Below are 24,219 nucleotides of genomic sequence, written 5' to 3' on the forward strand. Positions count from 1 at the left end.
CCATCTCTCCCCCATTTCCAATCACATGCCCCTCCTAGAACAGCGCGCGCGCTGCCGCCAGCATGGCAATTCCTGCGGCAGATCGCCCAACCGGTCGCCTTTATGTTACTAATTTGACATTTATCGACTCAATGACATAAATCTAGCATCGCCATTCGAGGCGACGCGACCCTCACCAAGATCAGGGCGTGTCCAGGCGACGGGGACAAAGGGAAAGCCATGATCACACAGGACCGCATGAAGCGTACGAAACGGTATCGGATATTGGGTGCCGGATTGAGTTCGTTGGTATCGACGCTGGCGCTGGCCGGCCCGGCGATCGCGCAGCAAGCCGCCGGCCCGGCGGAGACACAGGCGACGGAGGCTTCGCAGGCCGTCGATGACATCGTCGTTACCGCGACGCGGCGATCCGAGACGGTCCGCGACGTGCCGTTCAACATCCAGGCAATCTCCGCGGATACGCTGGAAAAGACCGGCGCGACCGACATCACCGATTTCGCCCGTACTGTCCCGGGACTTTCCTTCACCGACAACGGACCGCGCGAAGGCGTCAAGCTGGTGCTGCGCGGCCTGCGTACCGGCAGCGAGGCGGGGCTCGAGCCGACCACCACGGTCTATGTCGACGAAGTCCCGATGGACATGCCCTATCGCGGCACGCCGCTCGACCTGAAGTTGGTCGATATCGAGCGCGTCGAGGTGTTGCGCGGCCCGCAGGGAACTTTGTTCGGCGGCGGCGCGATCGGCGGCACGTTGCGCTACATCTCGAAAAAACCGGACATGACGGCGATCGAGGGCAGAGTCGGCGCAGAGCTGTCGACGACCCGCCATGGCGGCATCAACTACAATGTCACCGGGATGATCAACATACCCCTGGCCGACTGGGTCGCGGTGCGCGCCGATGCGGGGCGTTTCGACAATCAGGGCTTCATCGACAACGTCCGGCTGGGCACCGACAACATCAATGACGACCGGACGACCTCTGCCCATCTCGCGATCCTGATGAAGCCGGTCGAGAAACTCGACATCAGCCTCTCTTATTATCGCCAGCAGGCGCGCTATGGCGATTCATACGGCCAGCGAGAATCCCAGCCGAGATACACCGCCGATTATTATTTCCCCGGCGATACGCGCTACACCGCTCAACTGGCGAACCTGACGATCGGCTATGATTTCGGCTGGGCCAATCTGACGTCGAGTTCATCCTATGTCGACGAACGCCAGCGCTCGAGCAGCGATTCGACACTGGGCATTCGCGACATCATCTTCGGCAGCTTCCTCGATCCGGCCGATATTCCCGCATTCAACGTGATCACCAACCGCCGCGCCAAATCGCACAGCTTCGCCCAGGAGGTGCGGCTGGTGTCGAGTTCGGACGGCCCGTTCAACTGGATCCTGGGCGGTTATTACAACAACAAGCGCGTACATGAGGACCAAGAGGAACTGGTGCCGGTCCCCTTCCCCGGCCAGGCCGCGTTCGAGCAGAACATCATCGGCGCCGAGTTGAACGACGACAAGGAATATACCTATCAGAGCGACACGAAGACCCGCCAGTTCGCGGTGTTCGGCGAGCTGAAATATCAATTCACCAACTCCTGGCAGGTATCGGTCGGCGGCCGCTATTTCGACGTCCGGAGCACGGGCGATTTCTACTCGATCGACCAGTGGTTCGGCCCGAATGCACGGGACGCCAATGGCTTGGGGCGCACCACGCCGCTGCCCGGTGAATTCTCCGGCGGCCGTTACCACGAAAAGGGCAGCGTCTGGCGGTTCAACAGTTCGTACAAGTTCGGCAAGGACGGCCTGGTCTATGTCACGGTCGCGCAAGGGTTTCGGCCGGGTGGCTTCAACCTGACCACGCCCAATACCGGCATTCCCCCGAAGGACGCCAATATGCCTCGGACGACCTGATCAGCTATGAGCTCGGCGGCAAATTTTCGCTGCTGCAGAATCGGCTCTATGTCAGCTCGGCGCTGTTCCGCATCGACTGGTCGGATATCCAGACCACGGTGCGCACGCCGCTGGGGTTCGCCTATCTCGGCAATGCCGGCAAGGCGGTGTCACAGGGCCTCGAAATAGAACTCAACGCACGCGATGTCGCGATCCGCGGGCTCTCGCTCAATCTCGGCTATGGTTATACCGATGCCAAGCTGACCCAGACGATCACCGGGATCGGCTTCAAGGACGAGCGGATGCCACTGGTCCCGCGTCATGCCGTTTCGGGGATGGCCGACTATAGCACCGAGCTGTCCGGCGACCTCCAGGCCGGCTTCGCCTGGCTCACCTCTTATACAAGCGGCAGCTATGCCGATTTCGGGCGCTATAAGCCGGTCAGGGATCCGGTCTCCGGGAATCCGGTCGCGGCGGCCGCCTTCAATCGGCAATATCTGCCGCTCGATGCCTATTGGCTGACCAATGTGTCGGTGCGACTCGAAGGCAAGAGCTGGAGCGCGCGGTTGTTCGTCGACAATCTGTTCGATGCCCGCTTCAAGACCTCGCGCACATTCCAGAATGCGAACAGCCCCTATAACGCGCCCGATGTGAGCTATAACGCCAACCGGCCGCGCACCATTGGCCTCGGGCTGACCAAACGTTTCTGAACGACGGCGTCGACCCGGTCGGGTCGACGCCGCACGAGGCTCAGTCGATCACCAGACCTTCACGCGCTTGTCCGGCGCGAGGTAGAGCTTCTCGCCCGCTTTTACATTGAACGCGGTGTACCAGGCATCCAGGTTACGTACCGTCTGTACCCGCCACGGTGCCGGGGCATGGACGTCGGTCGCGATCCGCGCGCGCAGTGCCTTTTCGCGCATCTTGGTGCGCCAGCTCTGGCCAAAGGCGAGGAAGAAGCGCTGGTCGCCGGTCAGCCCGTCGATCACCGGCGCTTCCTTGCCACCGAGCGAAGCGCGATACGCTTCGTAAGAAGCGGTGAGGCCCGCAACGTCCGCGATATTCTCGCCGAGCTCCTGCTTGCCGTTGAGGTGCAGCCCGGGCAGCGCTTCATAGGCATTATATTGCGCGACCAACGCTGCGCCCGCTTCCTCGAAATGCTTGAGATCGGCCGGGGTCCACCAATTGTGCAGCCGCCCGGTCGAATCGAAATCGGCCCCGAGATTGTCGAAGCTGTGGCTGATCTCATGTCCGATCACCGCACCGATCGCGCCGTAATTGGCCGCCGCGTCGAACTTGGCGTTGAAATAGGGCGTCTCGAGGATCGCGGCAGGGAAGTTGAGCGCGTTCTGCACCGGCAGGTTGACCGCGTTGACCGTCTGCGGCGTCATCCACCATTCGTTGCGGTCGACCGGCTTGCTGATCTTGCCGATCTGATGGCGATATTCGGCCAGCCGTGCGCGCTGCAAATTGCCGACCGGATCGTCCGCCTTGATCTCCAGCGCCGAATAATCGCGCCATTTGTCCGGATACCCGACCCCGACGATCAGCACCTTCAGCTTCTTGCGCCCTTCCTCCTTGGTTGCCGGCGCGAGCCAGTCGAGCTTGGCCAGGCGGTTGTCGAACGCGGCGACGATATTCTTGACCATGCCCTGGATCTCGGTCCGGGATGCGGCGGAGAAATATTTGCCGACATAGATTTGCCCGACCGCATCGCCGAGTTGCGCATTGACCGATGCAATGGCGCGCTTGTCACGTGGCTGTTGCTGCGGTGTGCCGTTCAGCGTCTTGCTGTTGAAATCGAACGAGGCGGCGTCGATCGCCTGTGGCAGCACCGACGTCACCTGATTGATGGTGTGGAAGGTCAGCCAGTCCTGCCACGCGGCGATCGGTTCGCTGCCGACCAGTGCCGACAATTTGACGATCGCGCCCGGTTGCCACAGCATGAAGTCCTGCTGCGACGGCAGGGATGCCGCGTTCCAATAGGCGTTCCAGTCGATCCCCGGCGCCTTCGTCGCGAAATCCGCGCGCTTCCATGATGCGGCGCCGTGCGCGTCCTGGCTGGTGACGATGTCGTAATGCGCGTTCGCGATCTTGGTCTCGAGTGCAATGATGCGGTCGGCGCGCGCAGCGGCATCGCTGATCCCCGCCAAGGTCAGCAGCTTGGTGACATAGGCTTTGTAACCAGTGCGCAGCTCGGCCATTTCGGGCTTGGCCGACACATAATAATCGCGATCGGGCAGGCCGAGCCCGCCCTGCATCAGATAGGGAATGGTCGTGTCCGGCCGATTCAGATCCTGGGTCACGAACAGGCCGAACAGATTCTCCGTCTGGAAATTGCTCGCGTTGAGGGGGTCGGTGTCGGCGCGCATCGTCGCGCCGAGCATTGCCGACAAGGCGCCCTTGTCTTTCAGCGCGGCGATCGCATCGAGCTGGCTCTTGAGCGGCGCCATACCGCGCTTCTCTATGCCCGCAGTGTCGGCATAGGCGGTATAATAGTCGGCGATGCGGCGTTCGTCGGTACCCATCGCGGCATTCGCCTTGACCGCCGCCTGAATCAGCTCGGCATTGCGCGCCTCGGCGACCTTGAACACGTCATAGCCAACGCCGACGGATGAACGGTCGGCGGGAATCTCGGTCTTCTTCGCCCACGCGCCGCTGGCATAGGCGTTGAAGTCGTCGCCCGGCTTCACCGCCTTGTCGATCAGCGCCTGATCGACGCCGGCAAGCGTGCCGCTGACGGATTGGGCCGTGCCGGTCGTCGTCGATGAGGGCGAGCAGGCGGCGCTGGCGAGCAGCAGCGCAAGGACAATGGAACGCTTCATGGGCACTCTCTCCGGTATTGCTGTATGATGACAGGACTACACTCAGTCGCCCCGGCATGCCAACCCATGAGCCAGCCTGTCGGCACAGCGATCGATCCGGTCGATCCACTTCCCATCGCCCCCACCCGCCGCTAGGCACGATCGAAACGATAGAGGAAAACCGCCCCATGAGTGCTCCGGTGCTTGACACGAAACTCGCCGCAGAGAGCGAAACCTTCCGTGCCAACGCCGCGCATAATCGCGCGCTCGCCGACAAGCTGCGCGCCGATGTCGCGACGGCCGCACTGGGTGGATCCGAGAAAAGTCGCGAACGGCATGTTTCGCGCAACAAACTGCTCCCCCGCGACCGCGTCGAACGGCTGCTCGATCCGGGTTCGCCGTTCCTCGAGATCGGCCAGCTCGCCGCCAACGACCTGTATGACGGCGAAGTCCCGGGTGCAGGCATGATCGCGGGCATTGGCCGCGTGTCGGGCCGTCAGTGCATGATCGTGTGCAACGATGCGACGGTGAAGGGCGGGACCTATTTCCCGATGACCGTGAAGAAGCATCTCCGCGCGCAGGAGATCGCCGAAGCCAATCGCCTGCCCTGCATCTATCTGGTCGACAGTGGTGGCGCGAACCTGCCACACCAGGCCGAGGTGTTTCCCGACCGCGACCATTTCGGGCGCATCTTCTTCAACCAGGCGAACATGTCGGCGCTCGGCATCCCGCAGATCGCGTGCGTGATGGGCAGTTGTACTGCGGGCGGCGCCTATGTCCCGGCGATGTCGGATGAGACGGTGATCGTGCGCAACCAGGGCACGATCTTCCTCGCCGGACCACCGCTGGTGAAGGCCGCCACCGGGGAAGTGATCTCGGCCGAGGAACTGGGCGGCGCCGACACGCATGGCCGCCGCTCGGGCGTGGTCGACCATGTCGCCGAGAATGACGAACATGCGCTGACCATCGTGCGCGACATCGTCTCCACGCTGCAGCCGCAGGCAACGGGCGATGTAAACCTGAAGGACCCGCGCCCGCCCAAATTCGATGCCGAGGAACTGTACGGCATCGTGCCGAGCGACGTCCGCGCACCTTATGACGTGCATGAGATCATCGCCCGTCTCGTCGATGGCAGCGAGTTTCACGAATTCAAGTCGCTCTACGGCACCTCACTGGTGTGCGGCTTCGCGCATATCTGGGGCATTCCGGTTGCGATCCTCGCCAATAACGGCGTGCTGTTCAGTGAGAGCGCGCAGAAAGGCGCGCATTTCATTGAGCTCGCCTGCCAGCGACGCATACCCTTGCTGTTCCTGCAGAATATCTCCGGCTTCATGGTCGGCGGCAAGTACGAAGCCGAGGGTATCGCCAAGCATGGCGCCAAGCTGGTCACCGCCGTCGCCACCGCGACCGTGCCCAAGATCACGGTGCTGATCGGCGGCAGCTTCGGCGCGGGCAATTACGGCATGTGCGGCCGGGCCTATAGCCCACGCTTCCTGTTCAGCTGGCCCAACAGCCGCATCTCGGTGATGGGCGGCGAGCAGGCGGCGAGCGTGCTGGCCACGGTTCACCGCGATGCCGAAAGCTGGACGGAGGAACAGGCCGAAGCGTTCAAGGCGCCGATCCGCCAGCGTTACGAGGACGAGGGCAATCCCTGGCACGCCACCGCGCGACTATGGGACGACGGGATCATCGACCCGGCGCAAACCCGCGACGTGCTCGGCCTTGCCTTTGCCGCGACGCTCAACGCCCCGATCCCCGAACGCCCGGCGTTCGGCGTGTTCCGGATGTAACGACAAACCAGTTTCGCCCAGTTTGGCTTCGCCACCGGAGACACCGCAATGCCGATGACTTTCGCCCTGGTTCTCGCGCTCGCCGCCCAGACCACGCCGGTGCAGCCCTTGCCCAAGGGCACTGGCCTACCCCCTCCCGGAACGGACGAGGGCGCGGTCATGGCGCCGATCCTGGCGGCCTTTGCCGGGATTGCGGCGCGCGACAGTGCGGCGATCCGCGCGCAGTTGCGCCCGAGTGGCAACGCGACGGTGATCATGGAGAAGCCCGACGGCACCCGCACCGTGCGCAATAACGAACTGGCCGCCTATGCCGAGGCTTCGCCCGGCCCCGAGCGCTATGAAGAACGGATGATCGATCCGGCAATCGAGATCGACGGGGCGATGGCGATGGTCTGGGGGCCTTACAGCTTCTCGATCGACGGCACGGTGAGGCATTGCGGCTTCCAGCATTTCGATCTCGTGCGCGAAGGCGAAAGCTGGAAGATCCAGAACGTCACCTGGTCGGTACGGACCACCGGCTGCACCGGCTGAGTGGCCGCCCAACCAGCCCCCGGGAGCATGACATGAAGCACGCACGTCTTCTTGCAATCGCCCTTCTCTTCGCCGTACCGGCAACCGCGCAACAGGCGCCCGCGGCTGACCATGGATCGAAGGAAGACGCCGTTGCGGTGCTCGCAACGATCGACACCATGTTCAAGGCACTTGCGGCAAAGGACCCGGCCGGGATCATCGCCGTCACCGTCCCCGAGGGCCGCGCGACCGGGACGTCAGTGACCGATACGGGCGAGCACCGGTTGACGTCGAGCGACTGGGCCGGCTTCGCCGCGCGCCTCGCCAAAGTCCCCGGCAAGCCGGTCGAGCGCAACATCGACCCGCATGTCCATGTCGATGGCGATATCGCGATGGTGTGGACACCGTATGAATTCACCCTGGACGGCGCATTCTCGCATTGCGGGATCAACCATTTCGACCTGATCCGCGTGCAGGGCGTATGGAAGGTCCAGAACGTCACCTGGACTCAGCGCAGGACGGGATGCCCGGGGCGTTGAACCAGGGGCCGCAACAAGGGGGGCTCGAGTGCCGGACTCGCTGATCAGGATGTTCGCCGCCGCAGCGATCCTCATCGTGCTGGGGATCGGCTTTGGCTTGCTGCGCCGGGAGCAGTTCTCGATCCGCTGGCTGCTGGTTGGCGCCGGCCTTGCCTTTCTGAACGACTGTGCGCTGACCAATGGCTATGGCGTGCTGCCGGATATGTTTCGCGGCAGCGGCTGGAATTGGCAGGGCAAGCTGCTGGCGCTCGCTTTGACCCTGGCGGTCGCATCGCATCCCGCGTTCGGATGGCGCCGTTCCGGACTGACCCTGGTGCAGAACATGGCGGGATGGAAAGTCACCTACGCAGTCGCCGCCATCGTCTGCCTGGTGTTCATCGGCTTTGCGATCTCGATGCCCAACGAGCCGCTCGATCATCAGACGCTGGCCTTTCAGCTGACCATGCCGGGGCTGGAGGAAGAGCCCTTCTATCGCGGTATCCTGCTGCTTGCGTTCAACGAAGCCTTGCGCGGACGGATCCGGATGCTGGGCATCGAACTGGGATGGGGTGCGCTGCTTTCCTGCGTGGCATTCGGGCTCGGCCACGCCTTTGACTATTCGCACGGCGCCTGGTCGTTCGATCCGATGACCATGGCGCTGACCGCACTGCCTGCATTCATCCTGGTGTGGCTGCGCGAACGAACCGGCAGCCTGGTGCTGCCCGTGCTGCTGCATAATTTCGGCAATTCCATTTTCCTGGTCCTTTAGGTGTATCGATGATCAAGTCTCTCCTCATCGCCAATCGCGGCGAGATCGCCTGCCGCATCATCCGCACCGCGCGCGAGATGGGCGTGCGCACCGTCGCGGTCTATTCCGACGCCGATGCCAAAGCACTGCATGTGCGCCAGGCCGACGAGGCGGTGCATATTGGGCCGTCACCGGCGCGAGAGAGCTATCTCGTGGGCGAGAAGATCATCGCCGCCGCCAAGGCAACCGGCGCGGAGGCGATCCATCCGGGTTATGGCTTCCTGTCCGAGAATGCCGACTTCGCGCAAAGCGTGATCGATGCCGGCATCATTTGGGTCGGCCCGAACCCCGACAGCATCCGCGCGATGGGCCTGAAGGATGCCGCCAAGGAACGGATGATTGCCGCCGGCGTGCCGGTGACACCCGGCTATCTCGGCGAGGACCAGTCGCCCGAGCGGCTCGCAGCGGAAGCGGCCAAGGTCGGCTATCCGGTGCTGATCAAGGCGGTCGCCGGTGGCGGCGGCAAGGGCATGCGCCGGGTCGACGACCCTGCCGACTTCGCCGATGCGCTGCTGTCGTGTCAGCGCGAGGCGGCGTCGAGCTTCGGCAACACGCAGGTGCTGATCGAGAAGTATATACTGAGCCCGCGGCACATCGAAGTGCAGGTGTTCGGCGACAGTCATGGCAATGTCGTCCATCTGTTCGAGCGCGACTGCTCGCTCCAGCGCCGCCACCAGAAAGTGATCGAGGAGGCCCCCGCCCCCGGCATGGACGAGGTCACGCGCGAGGCGATCTGCGCCGCCGCGGTCAAGGCGGCCAAGGCCGTCGATTATGTCGGCGCGGGCACGATCGAGTTCATCGCCGATGCGAGCGAAGGCCTGCGCGCCGACCGCATCTGGTTTATGGAGATGAACACCCGGCTGCAGGTCGAACATCCGGTGACCGAGGAGATTACCGGGCAGGATCTGGTCGAATGGCAATTGCGGGTGGCTTCCGGCGAGACGCTACCGAAGCGGCAGGATGAGCTGGCGATCAACGGCTGGGCGATGGAGGCGCGGCTCTATGCTGAGGATCCCGTGACTGGGTTCCTGCCCAGCACCGGGCCACTCACGCATCTCATGCTGCCCGAACATCAGGTCCGCGTCGAAACCGGTGTTTATGAGGGCGGCAGCGTCACCCCTTTCTATGATCCGATGATTGCTAAACTCGTCGCGTCGGCTCCGAGCCGGACTGAAGTCATCGTCAAGCTGAAGTCCGCTTGCGAGACGACCGCGGTATGGCCGGTGAAGACCAACGCCGCCTTCCTTGCCCGCTGCCTCGCCGACGACCTGTTTATCGCCGGGACCATGGACACCGGGCTGCTCGCGTCACGCGCCGACAGCCTGATCCCACAAGCGGCCGCGCCAGACGCAGTCCGCCAGGCCGGCGCCATGGCCGTAGCAGCAGCGTCTTCGGGATCGCCCCCATATCAGTTCGGACATAGCCTTGACGACCTGCGGGACGCTCCCACGCCATGGCAGGCAATGTTCGGCTTCCGCCTCAATGCCGCGGATCAGCGCACCATCCATTTCACCATCGACGGCAAACCGGATTCCGCGGAAATCGAAAGCCCCTGGCAGCCCCTTCCGGCATGGATCGAGACGGCGGGCGACACCATTCTCAGCGGCGTCAACGACGGCCGGGTCTTCGCAATATCGCCCGCCCGCGCATCGGGCATCGCTGCCGGCATCGCCGGCGACGGTGCGATCCTGTCGCCGATGCCGGGGCGGATCATTGCGGTCGAAGTCGCTGCGGGCGATACCGTGACCAAGGGGCAGAAGCTGCTCACGCTCGAGGCGATGAAGATGGAGCATAGCCTGGTCGCGCCGTTCGACGGGACGGTCGCCGAACTGAACGCCGAGACTGGCGGGCAAGTCAGCGAGGGTGCGGTGCTGGCGCGGATCGAGAAGGCGGAGTGATCTTTCCACTTCCGTTCGCCCTGAGCCTGTCGAAGAGCTGCTTGCCGCGAGCGTTGTCTCTGGTGCTATGGGCTTCGACGGGCTCAGCCCGAACGGGAATTGGGGAGCGTTGTGGACCATGGCTCTAATCCTCCGTCCCGCCACGCTCGCCGACCTTCCCGCGATCGTCGCGTTGCTCGCCGATGACGATCTCGGCAGGGGTCGCGAAGACCCGAGCTTGCCGCTCGACCCGCTTTATATCGCCGCGTTCGAGACGATCACCGCCGATCCGAACCAGGAAAGCATCGTCGCCGAGCTTGACGGTCGGATCGTCGGCACCATGCAGCTCAGCTATCTTCCCGGCATCGCCTTTCGCGGAGCATGGCGCGGCCTGATCGAAGCCGTCCGGGTATCGAGCGAGCTACGCGGCCAGGGAATCGGTGCGCAGATGATCGCCTGGGCCAATGCCCGCTTCGCCGCGCGCGGATGCCGCATGGCGCAGCTTACCTCGCACCGCAGCCGGACCGATGCGCACCGCTTCTATGAGCGGCTCGGCTGGGATAAGAGCCATTACGGGTTCAAGTACAAGCTCACCGACTGAGCGGTTCAGATCTGGCCCAGGGAGAGAGACGCGATGGCATTCGATTTCAGCGGCAAGACAGTGATGGTCTTTGGCGGCACCAGCGGCATCAATCTGGGCATTGCGAAATCCTTTGCCCGCGCGGGCGCGAAGCTGGCGGTGGCGAGCCGTAGCCAGGACAAGGTCGATGCCGCCGTCGAAGCGCTGTCGCACGACACGCCGGCGCTGGGCTATGCGCTCGATGTGCGCGATTTCGATGCGGTGCAGGCGGCGATCGTCGATTTCCGCGACAAGCGTGGCACGATCGATGTGCTGGTCTCCGGCGCAGCGGGCAATTTCCCGATTCCGGCAGCGATGCTCAGCCCCAAGGGCTTCAAGACCGTCACCGATATCGACACGCTCGGCACCTTCCATGTGATGCGCGCGGCGTACGAACATCTGACCAAGCCGGGCGCGAGCGTGATCAACGTGTCCGCGCCGCAGGCCTGGATCCCGATGGCGATGCAGATCCATGTCTGCGCGGCAAAGGCCGGTGTCGACATGATCACAAAGACGCTGGCGATCGAATGGGGCCGCGAGGGCGTGCGGGTGAATTCGGTTTCGCCGGGCCCGATCGACGGCACCGAAGGAATGGAACGGCTCGCCCCCACGCCGGAAGCCAAGGCCGCGTCGGCGCGCGCGGTGCCGCTGGGGCGGCTCGGCACGGTCGATGACGTGGCGGATGTGTGCCTGTTCCTGGCGTCGGACTATGCGCGCTATGTCAGCGGCGTGGTCATTCCGGCGGATGGCGGCTGGACCGCCGGGCGCGGGTTTGGCGGGCTGGGCTGACCGACCTGGCGGGCTGCTGCTGGCTGTTCCTGGCTGTTATTTTCCGATTATGTTTTTTGCTGGCTGTTATGTTGGATTTCAGGCCTGAATTTACATGTTTTCTCAGATGTTTAACCCAGGCTGGCTGTTATCGGAATAACAGCCATGGAACAGCCAGCTAACAGCCAAAGAACAGCCAGCCTGCTGGCTGTTATCGCCCGGAACAGCCAGGGACGCGCGGTGCGGTATTTTTTCCGGTCATGAGAAAGAGCGTGGCGGGTGCAAGAGCATTCCGCCGGGCGCTACGCTTTCATGAGTGGGGCTGGGGTTGAATCGGTTTTTACCCGGACGTCACCCCGGACTTGTTTGAGGCCTATCCCCTTAAGACAAGAAAGCTTGTGTCCCCGCGAAGGCGGGGGCCCAGTCTGGGCTCCCGCCTTCGCGGGAGCACAAGGAAAGGGGATCCGCCCACCCTAAACCGTGAAGCTCTCCCCGCACCCGCATTCGCCCTTGGCGTTGGGGTTCTGGAACACGAAACCGGCGGCGAAATCATCCTCGACCCAGTTCATGGTCGAGCCGATCAGATACAGGATCGACCCGCCATCGACGAACAGCGTGCCGCCGGGCGTGTCGATGCGTTCGTCGAACGGCTTGGCCTCCGTCACATAGTCGACCGAATAGGCAAGGCCGGAGCAGCCGCGACGCGGCGTCGACAGCTTCACGCCGATCGCATCCTCGGGCGCCTTGGCCATCAATTCGGCAATTCGCGCCTCCGCCGACGGCGTCAAAAAAAGTGCTGTCGGGCGATTACGGGTTTTCACATCTGACATCGTCTACTCCATGCCCCCGAAAGAGAAGCCGGGGCGGACCGAGTCCCCCTTGACCCGTCCCGGCTTCTCAAATCGCCTCACAACATGCCCAGTTCGAGCTTCGCATCGTCGCTCATCTTCTGCGGATCCCAGGGTGGATCCCAGACGAGATTGACCTCGGCACTGCCGACCCCGGGCACCGCACCGACGCGCAATTCGACTTCCATCGGCATCGATTCAGCGACCGGGCAATGCGGCGTGGTCAGCGTCATCGTCACCACCGCATGGCCATCATCGGTCACGTCGACACCATAGATCAGGCCAAGATCGTAGATATTGACCGGGATTTCCGGATCGAAGATTTCCTTCAGCGCATCGACCACTGCTTCATACAGCGCTCCGCCCGGCTCGCCGGCCGCGAGACCCTGCGGCTTTTGCGCGAGAAAGCCTTCGAGATAGTCGCGCTTGCGCTCAAGCGTCTCGGCGGGTGCCTCGACGCGCGCGCGCGGTGGCGCCTCGACCGTCTCGACCTCTTCGACCGCAATCTTGCGTTCTTCGTTCATCCGAAGATCCTCGTCACTCGTTCGATACCTTTGACCAGTGCGTCCACATCCGCGGCACCATTATACACCCCGAAGCTCGCCCGCGCAGTTGCCGGAACGCCCAATGCTTCCATCAGGGGTTGAGCGCAGTGATGCCCGGCGCGGATCGCGACCTTCGCTTCGTCCAAGATGGTGCCGATGTCGTGCGGATGCACCCCTGGATCGAAAAACTGACGATCCCCGCCGAGTTCTCCGGGCCATAGAGCGTGACCGAATTGATCTGCGACAGGGCCTCGCGGGTTTTCGCGACCAGCGCCGTCTCATGCGCATGGATCGCATCGAGCCCGATGCTCTCGACATAGTCGATTGCTGCATGGAGGCCGAGCGCACCGACGATGTGCGGCGTCCCCGCCTCGAACCGCGCCGGCGGCGGGGCATAGGTGGTGCGGGCGAAGGTGACCTTGTCGATCATCGCGCCGCCGCCCTGATAGGGCGGCATTGCGTCGAGCAACTCTGCTTTGCCCCACAGGATGCCGATGCCGGTCGGGCCGTAGAGCTTGTGACCGGAGAAGACATAGAAGTCGCAATCGAGCGCCGCGACATCGACGGTCATGCGCGGCACCGCCTGACAGCCGTCGAGCAGGATTTTCGCACCGACCGAATGCGCGATCTCCGCCGCGCGCTTCGCATCGAGGACCGAGCCGAGCACGTTCGAAACATGCGCCAGCGCGACCAACTTGTGATCCGGCGTGATCATCGTCGCCATCGCATCGAGATCGATACGGTGATCGGCGGTCAGCGGCACGACATCGATCGATACGCCGACACGCTCGGCGACGAATTGCCAAGGCACGATGTTGGAGTGATGTTCGAGCGTGGAGAGCAGGATGCGATCGCCGGCCTTAAGCTGAGTCCCGGCCCAGCATTGTGCGACGAGATTGATCCCCTCCGTCGCACCGCGCACGAAGACGATCTCGTCCGGCGACGTCGCGCCGATAAAGCCGGCGACGCGCTTGCGCGCCGCTTCATAGGCGAGCGTCATATCGGCCGAGCGCTGATACACGCCGCGATGCACCGTTGCGTAGGTCGTGTCGTAACCGCGCGTGATCGCGTCGATCACCACCTGCGGCTTCTGCGCGGTCGCAGCGGTGTCGAGATAGGCCCAGCCGGTCGGAATCGCGGGAAAATCGGCAAGCCGGTCAAGTGGGCGGGTGTCGGCGAGAATGGTCATCTTCTCCCCTCCCGCTTGCGGGAGGGGTCGGGGTGGGCTCGCGTGCGCCACCAACGGAACTGCCTGAGGGGGAGCGCGAGCCCACCCCCAGCCCCTCCCGCAAGCGCGAGGGGGAGCAAGATGTATCGCGACCCTCACAGCATCCGCTCCAGCGCAGCCTGCGCGGCTGCTTCAACGCGCTCCCGCTCGGCCGCATCCTCGATGCCGGCAAAGGCGCTGGCCACGAATGCCTGCAGCAGCAGGATCTTTGCTTCGGCCGGCGCAATGCCGCGGCTCATCAGATAGAAGAGCGCCATCGCATCGAGCTCGCCGACCGTCGCGCCGTGCGCGCATTTCACGTCATCGGCGAAGATTTCGAGCTCGGGCTTGGCGTTGGCGGTCGCGGTGCGGGTCAGCAGCATCGCCTTGACCGACTGGCTGGCGTCGGTCTTCTGTGCATTGCGCGCGACCGCGACCTTGCCGAGATAGCTGCCGGTCGCCTTGCCGCCGAGCACCGAGCGGACCAGTTGATTGGACGTCGCATTGGGCTCGATATGATTGAGCGTGGTGACGATCTCGAGCGTCTGATCGCCGCCGCCTAGCATCGCGCCGCCAAGCTCGAAATGCGATCCCTCATGGCAGGTCACATCGATCGCGACGCGGCCGAGCCTGCCGCCGGTGTTGAGGATATGGAAGGTCGCGGTCGCCCCCTTGTGCAACACGACACGGAAATCGCGGATCGCGACCGCATCGAGCGACGCGTCCTGCACGATGACGCGCGAGATTGATTCTCCGGCGGCGACTTCGACCAGTTCGGGCGCGGGGACCGGCCAGACCGAGGCGACGGCCTCGAGGTCGCTGTAGCGCCAGGCCTCGTCACGCCGGGTGGGGAGAGCAATACTCATTCCCCTCTCCCCTTGTGTGAGAAGGAGGGAGCCGCGAAGCGGCGGAAGGGTGAGGGGGACACGCGACTGCTGCGCACATCACTTCTCCTCATCCGGCGCTGCGCGCCACCTTCTCCCACAAGGGGAGAAGGAAAGTTGGACAGCACCGTCATCATGCCGCCACCGCGGCATAGCCTTCGGCTTCGAGCTCATGCGCGAGTTCGGCGCCGCCCGAGCGGATGATGCGGCCGCCGCTCAGGACATGCACGAAATCCGGTTTCACATAATCGAGCAGCCGCTGATAATGGGTGATCAGCACCACCGCCTTGTCGGGTGCACGCATGATGCGGTTGATGCCGTCACCGACCACGCGCAGCGCGTCGATGTCGAGGCCGGAATCGGTTTCATCGAGGATCGCCAGCTTCGGGCCGATAATGCCCATCTGGACCATCTCGTTGCGCTTCTTCTCGCCGCCGGAAAAGCCGACATTGACCGGGCGCTTGAGCATTTCCTGGTCCATCGACAGCAGATCGGCCTGGGCGCGCGCCAGCTTGAGGAACTCACCGCCCGACAGCGGGGCCTCGCCACGCACCTTGCGCTGTGCGTTCAGGGCTTCGCGCAGGAACTGGACATTGGAGACGCCGGGGATCTCGACCGGGTATTGGAAACCGAGGAACAGGCCCGCGGCGGCACGCTCATGCGGCGCCATCTCCAGCAAATCCTCGCCGCCAAAGGTCACCGAGCCGTCGGTCACTTCATAGCCCGGGCGCCCGCCCAGCACATAGCCGAGCGTCGACTTGCCCGCGCCGTTCGGGCCCATGATCGCATGGACCTCGCCGGCATTGACGGTGAGCGAGAGGCCCTTGAGGATTTCCTTGCCGTCGATTTCGGCGTGGAGGTTTTCGATTTTGAGCATTACGTCATCACTTCGCATTGAAAGCTGGCGGAAGAAAATTCTCGAGCCCCTCCCCTTCAGGGGAGGGGTTGGGGTGGGGCCTATCCCAGCGCGGTGCGGACCGTTCAAGTGCGCTACGGATCAGCGCCGTGACGCCATCGAGATTGGTCATCACGTCCGCATTGGTCACCCGCAGGACATCGAAACCTTGCTCCGCAAGTGTATCGTCACGCAGCCGGTCTTTGACTGTATCGTGCGTGTCGCCATCCACCTCGACGATGAGCGCACGCTGCGGGCAAAGGAAGTCGGCGATGTAATAGCCGATGACTGACTGGCGGCGGAACTTGTGGCCTTCGAGCTGACTGTTCGACAGGATGCGCCAAAGCCGCTTTTCCGGTTCGGTTGGGTTGCGGCGCATGTCGGCGGCGCGTGCGTGCAATTCGGCGAGGCGATTTGCGGAGAGGCCCCACCCCTTACCCCTCCCCTGAAGGGGAGGGGAATTAGAGCGCTTCGCATCATCTTGCGGAGTCAAAATCACCCCACGCTCCCCTCGAGCGAGATCCCCAGCAGCTTTTGCGCCTCGACCGCGAATTCCATCGGCAGCTGCTGCAGCACTTCGCGCGCGAAGCCGTTGACGATCAGCGCGACCGCCGCCTCGCTGTCGAGCCCGCGCTGCATCGCGTAGAACATCTGATCGTCGCTGATCTTCGAGGTGGTCGCTTCATGCTCGATCTGCGCCGAGGGATTGCGCACCTCGATATAGGGCACGGTGTGAGCACCGCACTGGTCGCCGAGCAGCAGGGAATCGCACTGGGTGAAGTTGCGCACCCCTTCCGCGGTCGGCGCGACGCGGACCAGGCCGCGATAGGTATTGTCGGAACGGCCGGCGGAAATGCCCTTCGATACGATGGTCGAGCGGGTGTTCTTGCCGAGATGGATCATCTTGGTGCCGGTATCGGCCTGTTGCCGGTTGTTGGTCACCGCGACCGAATAGAATTCGCCGACGCTGTTCTCGCCAGCCAGCACGCAGCTGGGGTATTTCCAGGTGATCGCGCTGCCGGTCTCGACCTGAGTCCAGCTGACCTTGGAATTCTTCCCCTGGCAGAGCGCGCGCTTGGTGACGAAATTATAGATCCCGCCCTTGCCGTTCTCGTCGCCCGGATACCAGTTCTGCACGGTCGAATATTTGATCTCGGCATCGTCGAGCGCGATCAGTTCGACCACCGCCGCGTGAAGCTGGTTCTCGTCGCGCATCGGCGCGGTGCAGCCTTCGAGATAGGAAACGTACGAGCCCTTGTCGGCGATGATCAGCGTGCGCTCGAACTGGCCGGTATTCTCGGCGTTGATGCGGAAATAGGTGCTCAGCTCCATCGGGCAGCGCACGCCCTCCGGGATATAGACGAACGTCCCGTCGCTGAAGACCGCGCAGTTGAGCGCGGCGAAGTAATTGTCGTGCTGCGGCACGACCTTGCCGAGCCATTTGCGCACCAGATCCGGGTATTCGCGGATCGCTTCGCTGATCGAGCGGAAGATGACGCCGGCGCTTTCCAGCTCCGCACGGAAAGTCGTCGCGACCGAGACGCTGTCGAACACCGCGTCGACTGCAACCTTGCGCGCGCCCTCGACGCCGGCGAGCATCTTCTGCTCCTCGATCGGAATGCCGAGCTTTTCATAGACACGCAGGATTTCGGGATCGACCTCGTCCAGGCTGCCGAGCTTCGGCTTGGCCTTGGGCTCGGCATAATAATAGGCGTCCTGATAATCGATCGGCGGCACGTTGAGCTTGGCCCAGTCGGGCGGCGTCATGGTCAGCCACAGGCGGTATGCCTTGAGCCGCCAGTCGAGCATCCATTGCGGCTCATTCTTCTTGGCCGAGATGAAGCGGACCGTATCCTCGCTCAGACCCTTGGGCGCGAATTCCTGTTCGATGTCCGAATGGAAGCCCCATTCGTACGTCTTGTTGGCGGCGGCATGCGCTTCGGCGTTCTTGGGCATGTCCTTGGTGTCCAGGTCCTTGATGTCCATGTCAGTTCATCACCTCGGCGCCGAGCGCCATATCGACCCTGGTATCGGCCGGATTGTTCGGGAGCGGCAGGTTGGACAAAGTGGCGAGGCTGACGCCCGCCAATGCTCCGCGCACCGCACCGTTGACGGCATTCCAGTGCGGCTTCACCCGGCACACATTCTCATGCCCGCAATCATGGCGCCCGGTCTCGACGCAGGAGGTCATCGCGATCGGCCCTTCGACCGCCTCGATGATGTCGGCAAGGCTGATTGCCGCGGCCGGCCGTGCGAGACGGAAGCCGCCACCGGTGCCGCGCGCGCTCTCGATCAGACCCGCCGCCGACAGCCGGCTGACCAGTTTCTGCACGGTGGGGAGCGGCACGCCGGTCTCCTCGGCCAGCAGCGTCGCATTGAGCCGCGCCGCGCCGCCGCAATGGCGCGCGGTCGCGCTCATCATCACGACGGCATAATCGGCAAGGCTCGAAAGGCGCATGAATTCCTAATCGGATTGATTCGTTCCGATTGGGCATGTGGGGGCGCGGGCGCGGCGGGTCAACCTCAAATAGCCAAGATCCTCCCCGGTATGGGGGAGGATTCAGGTTCCGCTGATCAACGGGCTGACCTGCCCGTCCAGCGCGGTCCGCTGACGGATGGTCATGCGCTGCAGCACGCCCGGTTCCGCCTTGATCTGGCGCGGGGTCAGGCCGGTGAATTGCTTCACTTCGCGGATCAGGTGCGACTGGTCGTAAAAACCGCGGCCGATGACGTCGTCTACATCCTCGCCATCGGCGACCAGCGCGACCGCGGCCCGCAGCGCACGATATTTGCGCGCGAGCAGTTTCGGCGGGGAGCCATACATCGCGTTGCATTTGCGTTCGACCTGGCGCCGCGACAGGCCCGTCACCGCGACCAGATCGTCCATTTCGGGCGAAAGGCTCGCGGCGAGCCAGCCATCGACCTGGCGCACGAAGTGGCAAGCCTGCTCGTCGCCCTCGCGCACCAGTTCGCGTACCAGTTCTTCGCCGATCGCGAACCGCGCGGCATTGTCGGACGCCTCGCGCAGCGCCGTCGCAGTCGCCTTCAACCGTGCCGCCCCGAACAGGCCGTTCGCGTCGATCGTGCGGTTCAGCACCGACGACGCCTCGCTGCCGATCATCGCCGCCCACCCCGCCGCGGTCACACCCATGCCGAACACCTCGACCGGGCCCATCACGCGAACCTGCATCGGGCCACTGGTCGGGCCAATGACATGGAAATCGGCCGGCGTCTGGACCGAGTCATCCGGAAATCGATATTCTGCGCCGCCCGGCGACAGGCGGAAACGGAGCTGCGCATGATCAGCGCGCTCGCTATCCTCGAACACGGGAACATCGGCCCGGAAATAATAGAAAAGCGTGATATATTCGGACAGGTCTGCGGCCGGGACCGCATAGTCCAGCTGAAAATCCGACAATGATTGCGCCCCTGTTCTTTTATAACCGACAGCCTATCGCTTCGGGACACAAAGAAAAGCGGCCCGGGCGGAGAACCGCCCGGGCCGTAAGTGAAAGAACCCCCTGTTGCGAAAGGGTTCCTTGGGTCGCACAAGCCTTTGAGCAAATCCCCCGCCGCTTGTATTGGACGAAACCGCCATATCGGTGAGAAAGCGTAACGAGATTTTTGACCGCGCGGCCCGCCGATGCCATGTCGCGCCGATGCTCTTTTCCCTGATCCGCCCGATTGTGTTCGCCCTTGATGCCGAACGTGCGCATGGCCTGACCATCGCCCTGCTCGCCGCCTGGGGCGGGCGTGGAGCCTCGCATCGCGCCGACCCGATCCTGCGCACAACTATTGCCGGGCTCGATTTCGCCAGCCCGGTCGGCCTGGCCGCCGGTGTCGACAAGGATGGCCGCGCGATCGACGGCTTTTTCGGGCTTGGCCTGGGCAGCGTGGAGATCGGTACGCTCACCCCGCTCCCGCAAGCCGGCAACCCGCGCCCGCGCATCTTCCGGCTGCGTGAGGACCGCGCGGTGATCAACCGGCTGGGGTTCAACAATGGCGGCATTGATGCCGCCCTGCCCCGCGCAAGCACCGCCCGGCGCAAGGGCGTGCTCGGCATCAATGTCGGCGCGAACAAGGATACTGCGGACCGGATCGCCGATTACCGCATCGGCGTCGAGCGCGCGGCGCAGGTTGCCGATTATGTCACGATCAACATCAGTTCCCCTAACACGCCGGGCCTGCGCGACCTGCAGCACGGATCGGCGCTGACCGAATTGCTCGCCGCCGCCGACGAAGCGCGGCGCATCCCGATCCAGCGACCGTCCTTGTTCCTGAAAGTCGCGCCGGATCTCAACGCGCGCGAGATCGACGGCATCGCCCGCGCCGCGATCGGCCATAATATCGATGCCCTGATCGTCAGCAACACGACCTTGTCGCGCCCCGGCCTCAAATCGGCAGGCGCGATCGAGACCGGCGGCCTGTCGGGCGCGCCACTCGCAACCCTGGCGCGCCAGCGACTCGGCGATTTCCGCAAGGCGACCGGCGCTGCATTACCGTTGATCTCGGTCGGCGGCATCGGCAGCGCGGAAGAAGCCTATGCCCGCATCCGTGCCGGCGCGAGCCTGGTGCAGCTCTATACCGCTCTGGTTTATGAAGGCCCCGGCTTGCCGCACCGCATCAATCAGGGGCTGGCCCGGCTGCTGCGCCGCGACGGCTTTGCCAATATTACGGATGCTGTCGGTATCGAGTGACGTAGCGTCTTGTTCGGCCCGAAAACCCCGCTACGCTTTTTACGCAATGAAAAGACTCATCCTCGCGCTCGCCCTGCTCGTTGGGCCAACCTCCGTCACAGCCCAGGGCATCGTTTCCTCCGCTGATCCGCGCGCCTCGGCCGCAGGGCAACAGATCTTGCGCGAGGGCGGCAGTGCCGCGGACGCGGCGATGGCGATGATGCTCGCGCTGACCGTGGTCGAACCGCAATCAAGCGGTATCGGCGGCGGCGGCTTCCTGCTCCATCATGATGGCAAGACCGGGAAGCTGGAGACGATCAACGGACGCGAAAAGGCGCCGATGGCCGCCACGCCCGGGCGCTTTCTCGATGAAGACGGCAAACCCCTGCCCTATTTCAGGGCCGTTCCCGGCGGGCTGTCGGTCGGCGTACCCGGCAATGTCCGGCTGCTGGCGATGACTCATGCGAAATGGGGCAAATTGCCGTGGAAGACGCTGTTCGCGCCGGCGATCAAGCTCGCCGAGGAGGGCTATCAGGTCACCAAGCCGATGGCCAATGGCATTGGTTTCGTCAGCCAATATTGGGGCAAGTTCCCCGACACCGCGAAACAATATCTCGACGCCGACGGCAAGCCGCTGACGATCGGCACGACGGTCAGAAACCCGAAGCTCGCCGCGATCTTGCGCAAGCTGGCGGATGAGGGACCGGACGCCTTCTACACCGGTGCCAATGCCGAAGAGATCGTCCGGGTTACGACTGGCGCATCGATGAACCCGAGCGACATGACGCTGGCCGATCTGGCCGGCTATCAGGCGCAGGAACGGCCGCCGGTGTGCGGCAAATACCGCAGCTATCGCATCTGCGGCATGGGCCCGCCCTCGTCGGGCGCAACCACGGTACTGCAGATCCTCGGCATGCTCGAGCGGTTCGACCTGAAGAAGCTCGGCAAGGAGTCGCCGGTCGCCTGGCATCTGATCGGCGAGGCGATGTTGCTCGCCTATGCCGATCGCGAGAAATATCTCGGCGATCCCGACTTTGTCGACGTCCCGGTCGCCGGGCTGATCGACCCGGCCTATATCAAGGCGCGCTCCAGGTTGATTTCGGCGAGCAAGTCGCTCGGCAGCTATGAAGCGGGCACGCCGCCCGGCGCCAAGCCGCGCACCGCCGCGGTCCAGAACGAGGTGCCGAGCACGACGCATTTCGTCGCGGTCGACCGCAATGGCGACGTCGTCAGCATGACGTCGACCGTCGAAGGGCCGTTCGGCAGCCAGCTGCTCGCCAATGGCTATGTCCTCAACAACGAACTTACCGACTTCACCATGGCGCCGGAAAAGGACGGCATGCCGGTCGCCAACCGGGTCGAGCCGGGCAAGCGTCCGCTCTCGTCGATGGCGCCGACGATCGTCTATGACGCAAAGGGCAAAGCGATCTTCACGGTCGGTGCGGCCGGCGGCAAGACGATCATCATGCAGGTGGCCAAGGCGCTGATCGCGCATCTCGACTGGAACAGAATCGGCGCGTGATGCGATCGGTGAGGGCCTGATCTATTTCAACGGTGATGCATTGGTGCTCGAAGAGGGCACCGGACGTGAAGCGATCAAGCCAGCGCTCGAAAAGCTCGGCCACAAGGTCAATATCGCCAAGCTCGGGCTGAAAGCCAATGCCGCCGAACTGACGACGTCGGGCTGGGTCGGTGCTGCCGACCCGCGCAGCGTCGGTGTGGCACTCGGCGAATAATTCGCGCAGCCAATTTCGCGCAGCCGAACACGGCGCGCGCTCAGGAGAGACAGATGCGGACCCTCGAGCATTTCCCCAACCTCGTCACCATGTTCTTCACGCGTGCGACGGAACAGGGCGACAAGCCTTTCCTGTGGCACAAGGAGGATGGTGGCTGGGCCTCGCTCAGCTGGCGCGAAGCTGCGGTCCAGGTCGCAAGCCTGGCGCGCGCGCTGAAGGCGATCGGGCTGGAGCGTGGCGACCGGGTAATGCTGGTATCGGAAAACCGCCCCGAATGGTGCCTGAGCGACCTGGCGATCATGGCGGCGGGATGCGTCACCGTGCCGACCTACGTCACCAATACCGAGCGCGACCACACGCATATCATCGAGAATAGCGGCGCCAAGGCGGTAATCGTCTCCACCGCCAAGCTCGCCAGAACGCTGCTCCCCGCCGCAGTTCGCGCGACGGCCGCCAAGATCGTCATCGGCATCGAGGATATCCGCGTCGCCCAGTCCGGCGCGCTCGAATTCCATAGCTGGTCCAGGCTGATCGCCGATCATGCCGCCGATCCGAAACAGGTCGCGGCCGAAGCGAATTTCAAGCGCGAGGATCTCGCCTGCATCATCTACACCAGCGGCACCGGCGGCGCGCCGCGCGGCGTGATGCAGCATCACGGCGCGATCCTGCACAATGTGCAGGGCTGCACCACGATCATCTCGGAAGATTTCGGCTGGGACGAGGAAGTGTTCCTATCCTTCCTTCCGCTCAGCCATGCCTATGAGCATACCGGCGGCCAGCATTTCCCGATCGGGCTGGGCGCGCAGATCTATTATTCCGAAGGGCTCGACAAGCTCGCCTCCAATATCGAGGAGACGCGCCCAACGATCATGGTCGTCGTGCCGCGCCTGTTCGAGGTGCTGCGCACGCGCATCTCCAAGGCAATCGAGAAACAGGGCAAATTCTCCAACTATCTGCTCGACCGCGCGCTCGATGTCGGCACCAAATCCTATGAAGGACGGATGAGCCTGAAGGACCGGGCAATGGATCTGGTGGTCAAGGCGACGATCAAGCCCAAGATCGGCAAGCGCTTCGGCGGTCGGATGAAGGCGATGGTATCGGGCGGCGCGCCCTTGACGCCGGAGGTCGGCATCTTCTTCCAGTCATTGGGGCTGACCTTCCTGCAAGGCTATGGCCAGACCGAGGCCGCCCCGGTCATCTCCTGCAACCGCCCGAGTGCGGGACTGAAGATGGATACGGTCGGCCCGCCCTTGCCCGACACCGAGGTACGGATCGCCGAGGACGGCGAAATCCTGGTGCGTGGCGAGCTCGTCATGCACGGTTACTGGCGCAATGAGGTCGAGACGGCACGGGTGCTGAAGGATGGCTGGCTGCATACCGGCGATATCGGCCTGATCGACGAGAAGGGCCGGATCAAGATCACCGACCGCAAGAAGGACATCATCGTCAACGACAAGGGCGACAATGTCGCGCCGCAAAAGGTCGAAGGGATGCTCACGCTTCAACCGGAGATCGTCCAGGCGATGATCTTCGGCGACCGCAAGCCCTATATGGTCGCGGTCCTGGTGCCCGACCCCGAATGGACGCAGGAATGGTGCGCCAGGAACGGCGACAGCTGCCAGTTCGAAAAGCTGGTCGAAAATAGCAGCTATCGCACCGCGCTCAGCGCCGCGGTCGAGCGCGTCAACAAGGACCTGTCGGTGATCGAGCGGGTGCGTCGCTATGTGATCGCCGACGGGCCGTTCACGATCGAGAATGAGCAGCTCACGCCGTCGCTGAAGATCCGACGGCACGTGCTGAAGGAAGTGTACGGGCCGAGGCTGGATGCTTTGTACAAGGGATGACCC

Annotated in this window: 20 protein-coding genes and 2 pseudogenes; 12 read left to right on the forward strand and 10 right to left on the reverse strand. The window is 63.7% G+C overall.

Features of this window, described 5'->3' with window-relative positions:
* The first annotated feature begins 219 nt into the window (after positions 1-219).
* The gene (locus H3Z74_RS13065; RefSeq protein WP_187760092.1) at positions 220-1,908 is read left to right on the forward strand and encodes a TonB-dependent receptor plug domain-containing protein; all 1,689 of its coding nucleotides are present in this window, start codon (positions 220-222) and stop codon (positions 1,906-1,908) included.
* A 62-nt stretch (positions 1,909-1,970) separates the two neighbouring features.
* Positions 1,971-2,597, forward strand: coding sequence for a TonB-dependent receptor domain-containing protein (locus H3Z74_RS24630; RefSeq protein ID WP_268234787.1), 627 nt, complete (start codon positions 1,971-1,973; stop codon positions 2,595-2,597).
* A 48-nt stretch (positions 2,598-2,645) separates the two neighbouring features.
* Here the strand turns inward: H3Z74_RS24630 and H3Z74_RS13075 are convergent, their stop codons facing one another.
* A complete protein-coding gene (locus tag H3Z74_RS13075; protein ID WP_187760094.1) occupies positions 2,646-4,712 on the reverse strand; it encodes a M13 family metallopeptidase in 2,067 nt (688 codons plus the stop codon).
* Positions 4,713-4,879: 167 nt separating this feature from the next.
* On the opposite strand from H3Z74_RS13075, the gene H3Z74_RS13080 reads away from it, so the two are divergent.
* From H3Z74_RS13080 to H3Z74_RS13110, 7 genes are all read left to right on the forward strand, one after another.
* Entirely contained in the window at positions 4,880-6,481 is a 1,602-nt protein-coding gene (locus tag H3Z74_RS13080) for a carboxyl transferase domain-containing protein (protein ID WP_187760095.1), read from the forward strand.
* Between the two features lie 48 nt (positions 6,482-6,529).
* Entirely contained in the window at positions 6,530-7,012 is a 483-nt protein-coding gene (locus H3Z74_RS13085; protein WP_187760096.1) for a nuclear transport factor 2 family protein, read from the forward strand.
* A gap of 32 nt (positions 7,013-7,044) precedes the next feature.
* On the forward strand, positions 7,045-7,530 hold the full coding sequence (locus H3Z74_RS13090; RefSeq protein ID WP_187760097.1) for a nuclear transport factor 2 family protein: 486 nt from the start codon (positions 7,045-7,047) through the stop codon (positions 7,528-7,530).
* Positions 7,531-7,558: 28 nt separating this feature from the next.
* The gene (locus tag H3Z74_RS13095; RefSeq protein ID WP_229726560.1) at positions 7,559-8,278 is read left to right on the forward strand and encodes a CPBP family intramembrane glutamic endopeptidase, BDIM_20840 family; all 720 of its coding nucleotides are present in this window, start codon (positions 7,559-7,561) and stop codon (positions 8,276-8,278) included.
* A gap of 8 nt (positions 8,279-8,286) precedes the next feature.
* Positions 8,287-10,215, forward strand: coding sequence for an acetyl/propionyl/methylcrotonyl-CoA carboxylase subunit alpha (locus tag H3Z74_RS13100; RefSeq protein ID WP_187760098.1), 1,929 nt, complete (start codon positions 8,287-8,289; stop codon positions 10,213-10,215).
* A 118-nt stretch (positions 10,216-10,333) separates the two neighbouring features.
* Positions 10,334-10,795, forward strand: a complete 462-nt coding sequence (locus H3Z74_RS13105; protein ID WP_187760099.1) for a GNAT family N-acetyltransferase — start codon at positions 10,334-10,336, stop codon at positions 10,793-10,795.
* A gap of 33 nt (positions 10,796-10,828) precedes the next feature.
* Positions 10,829-11,602: an SDR family oxidoreductase gene (locus H3Z74_RS13110; RefSeq protein ID WP_187760100.1), complete on the forward strand. Its 774-nt coding sequence runs from the start codon at positions 10,829-10,831 to the stop codon at positions 11,600-11,602.
* 452 nt (positions 11,603-12,054) lie between these two features.
* On the opposite strand, the gene H3Z74_RS13115 is transcribed toward H3Z74_RS13110, so the two are convergent.
* From H3Z74_RS13115 to H3Z74_RS13155, 9 genes and pseudogenes are all read right to left on the reverse strand, one after another.
* A complete protein-coding gene (locus H3Z74_RS13115; protein WP_187760101.1) occupies positions 12,055-12,411 on the reverse strand; it encodes a HesB/IscA family protein in 357 nt (118 codons plus the stop codon).
* A gap of 77 nt (positions 12,412-12,488) precedes the next feature.
* The gene (locus tag H3Z74_RS13120) at positions 12,489-12,953 is read right to left on the reverse strand and encodes an SUF system Fe-S cluster assembly protein (protein WP_187760102.1); all 465 of its coding nucleotides are present in this window, start codon (positions 12,951-12,953) and stop codon (positions 12,489-12,491) included.
* Positions 12,950-14,163 (reverse strand): annotated as a pseudogene (locus tag H3Z74_RS13125) (cysteine desulfurase). Before H3Z74_RS13125 ends, H3Z74_RS13120 begins: the two are co-directional and overlap by 4 nt.
* Positions 14,164-14,297: 134 nt before the next feature.
* Positions 14,298-15,047: a SufD family Fe-S cluster assembly protein gene (locus tag H3Z74_RS13130; protein ID WP_187760103.1), complete on the reverse strand. Its 750-nt coding sequence runs from the start codon at positions 15,045-15,047 to the stop codon at positions 14,298-14,300.
* Between the two features lie 151 nt (positions 15,048-15,198).
* Entirely contained in the window at positions 15,199-15,942 is a 744-nt protein-coding gene (sufC, locus tag H3Z74_RS13135; protein WP_187760104.1) for a Fe-S cluster assembly ATPase SufC, read from the reverse strand.
* A gap of 7 nt (positions 15,943-15,949) precedes the next feature.
* Entirely contained in the window at positions 15,950-16,339 is a 390-nt protein-coding gene (locus H3Z74_RS13140; protein WP_229726561.1) for an endonuclease domain-containing protein, read from the reverse strand.
* Between the two features lie 116 nt (positions 16,340-16,455).
* Positions 16,456-17,946 (reverse strand): Fe-S cluster assembly protein SufB, encoded by a 1,491-nt coding sequence (sufB, locus tag H3Z74_RS13145; RefSeq protein WP_390901755.1) that lies wholly within the window; start codon positions 17,944-17,946, stop codon positions 16,456-16,458.
* A gap of 1 nt (position 17,947) precedes the next feature.
* Positions 17,948-18,418, reverse strand: coding sequence for an SUF system Fe-S cluster assembly regulator (locus H3Z74_RS13150; RefSeq protein WP_187760105.1), 471 nt, complete (start codon positions 18,416-18,418; stop codon positions 17,948-17,950).
* Between the two features lie 102 nt (positions 18,419-18,520).
* A complete protein-coding gene (locus tag H3Z74_RS13155) occupies positions 18,521-19,378 on the reverse strand; it encodes a helix-turn-helix domain-containing protein (protein WP_187760106.1) in 858 nt (285 codons plus the stop codon).
* A 241-nt stretch (positions 19,379-19,619) separates the two neighbouring features.
* On the opposite strand from H3Z74_RS13155, the gene H3Z74_RS13160 reads away from it, so the two are divergent.
* From H3Z74_RS13160 to H3Z74_RS13170, 3 genes and pseudogenes are all read left to right on the forward strand, one after another.
* Positions 19,620-20,657, forward strand: coding sequence for a quinone-dependent dihydroorotate dehydrogenase (locus H3Z74_RS13160; protein WP_187760107.1), 1,038 nt, complete (start codon positions 19,620-19,622; stop codon positions 20,655-20,657).
* A gap of 46 nt (positions 20,658-20,703) precedes the next feature.
* A pseudogene (gene ggt / locus H3Z74_RS13165) lies at positions 20,704-22,372 on the forward strand (gamma-glutamyltransferase).
* Between the two features lie 53 nt (positions 22,373-22,425).
* A complete protein-coding gene (locus H3Z74_RS13170) occupies positions 22,426-24,216 on the forward strand; it encodes an AMP-dependent synthetase/ligase (protein WP_187760108.1) in 1,791 nt (596 codons plus the stop codon).
* The last annotated feature ends 3 nt before the right edge of the window (positions 24,217-24,219 follow it).

This window comes from Sphingomonas alpina, assembly GCF_014490665.1.
GTDB lineage: Bacteria > Pseudomonadota > Alphaproteobacteria > Sphingomonadales > Sphingomonadaceae > Sphingomonas > Sphingomonas alpina.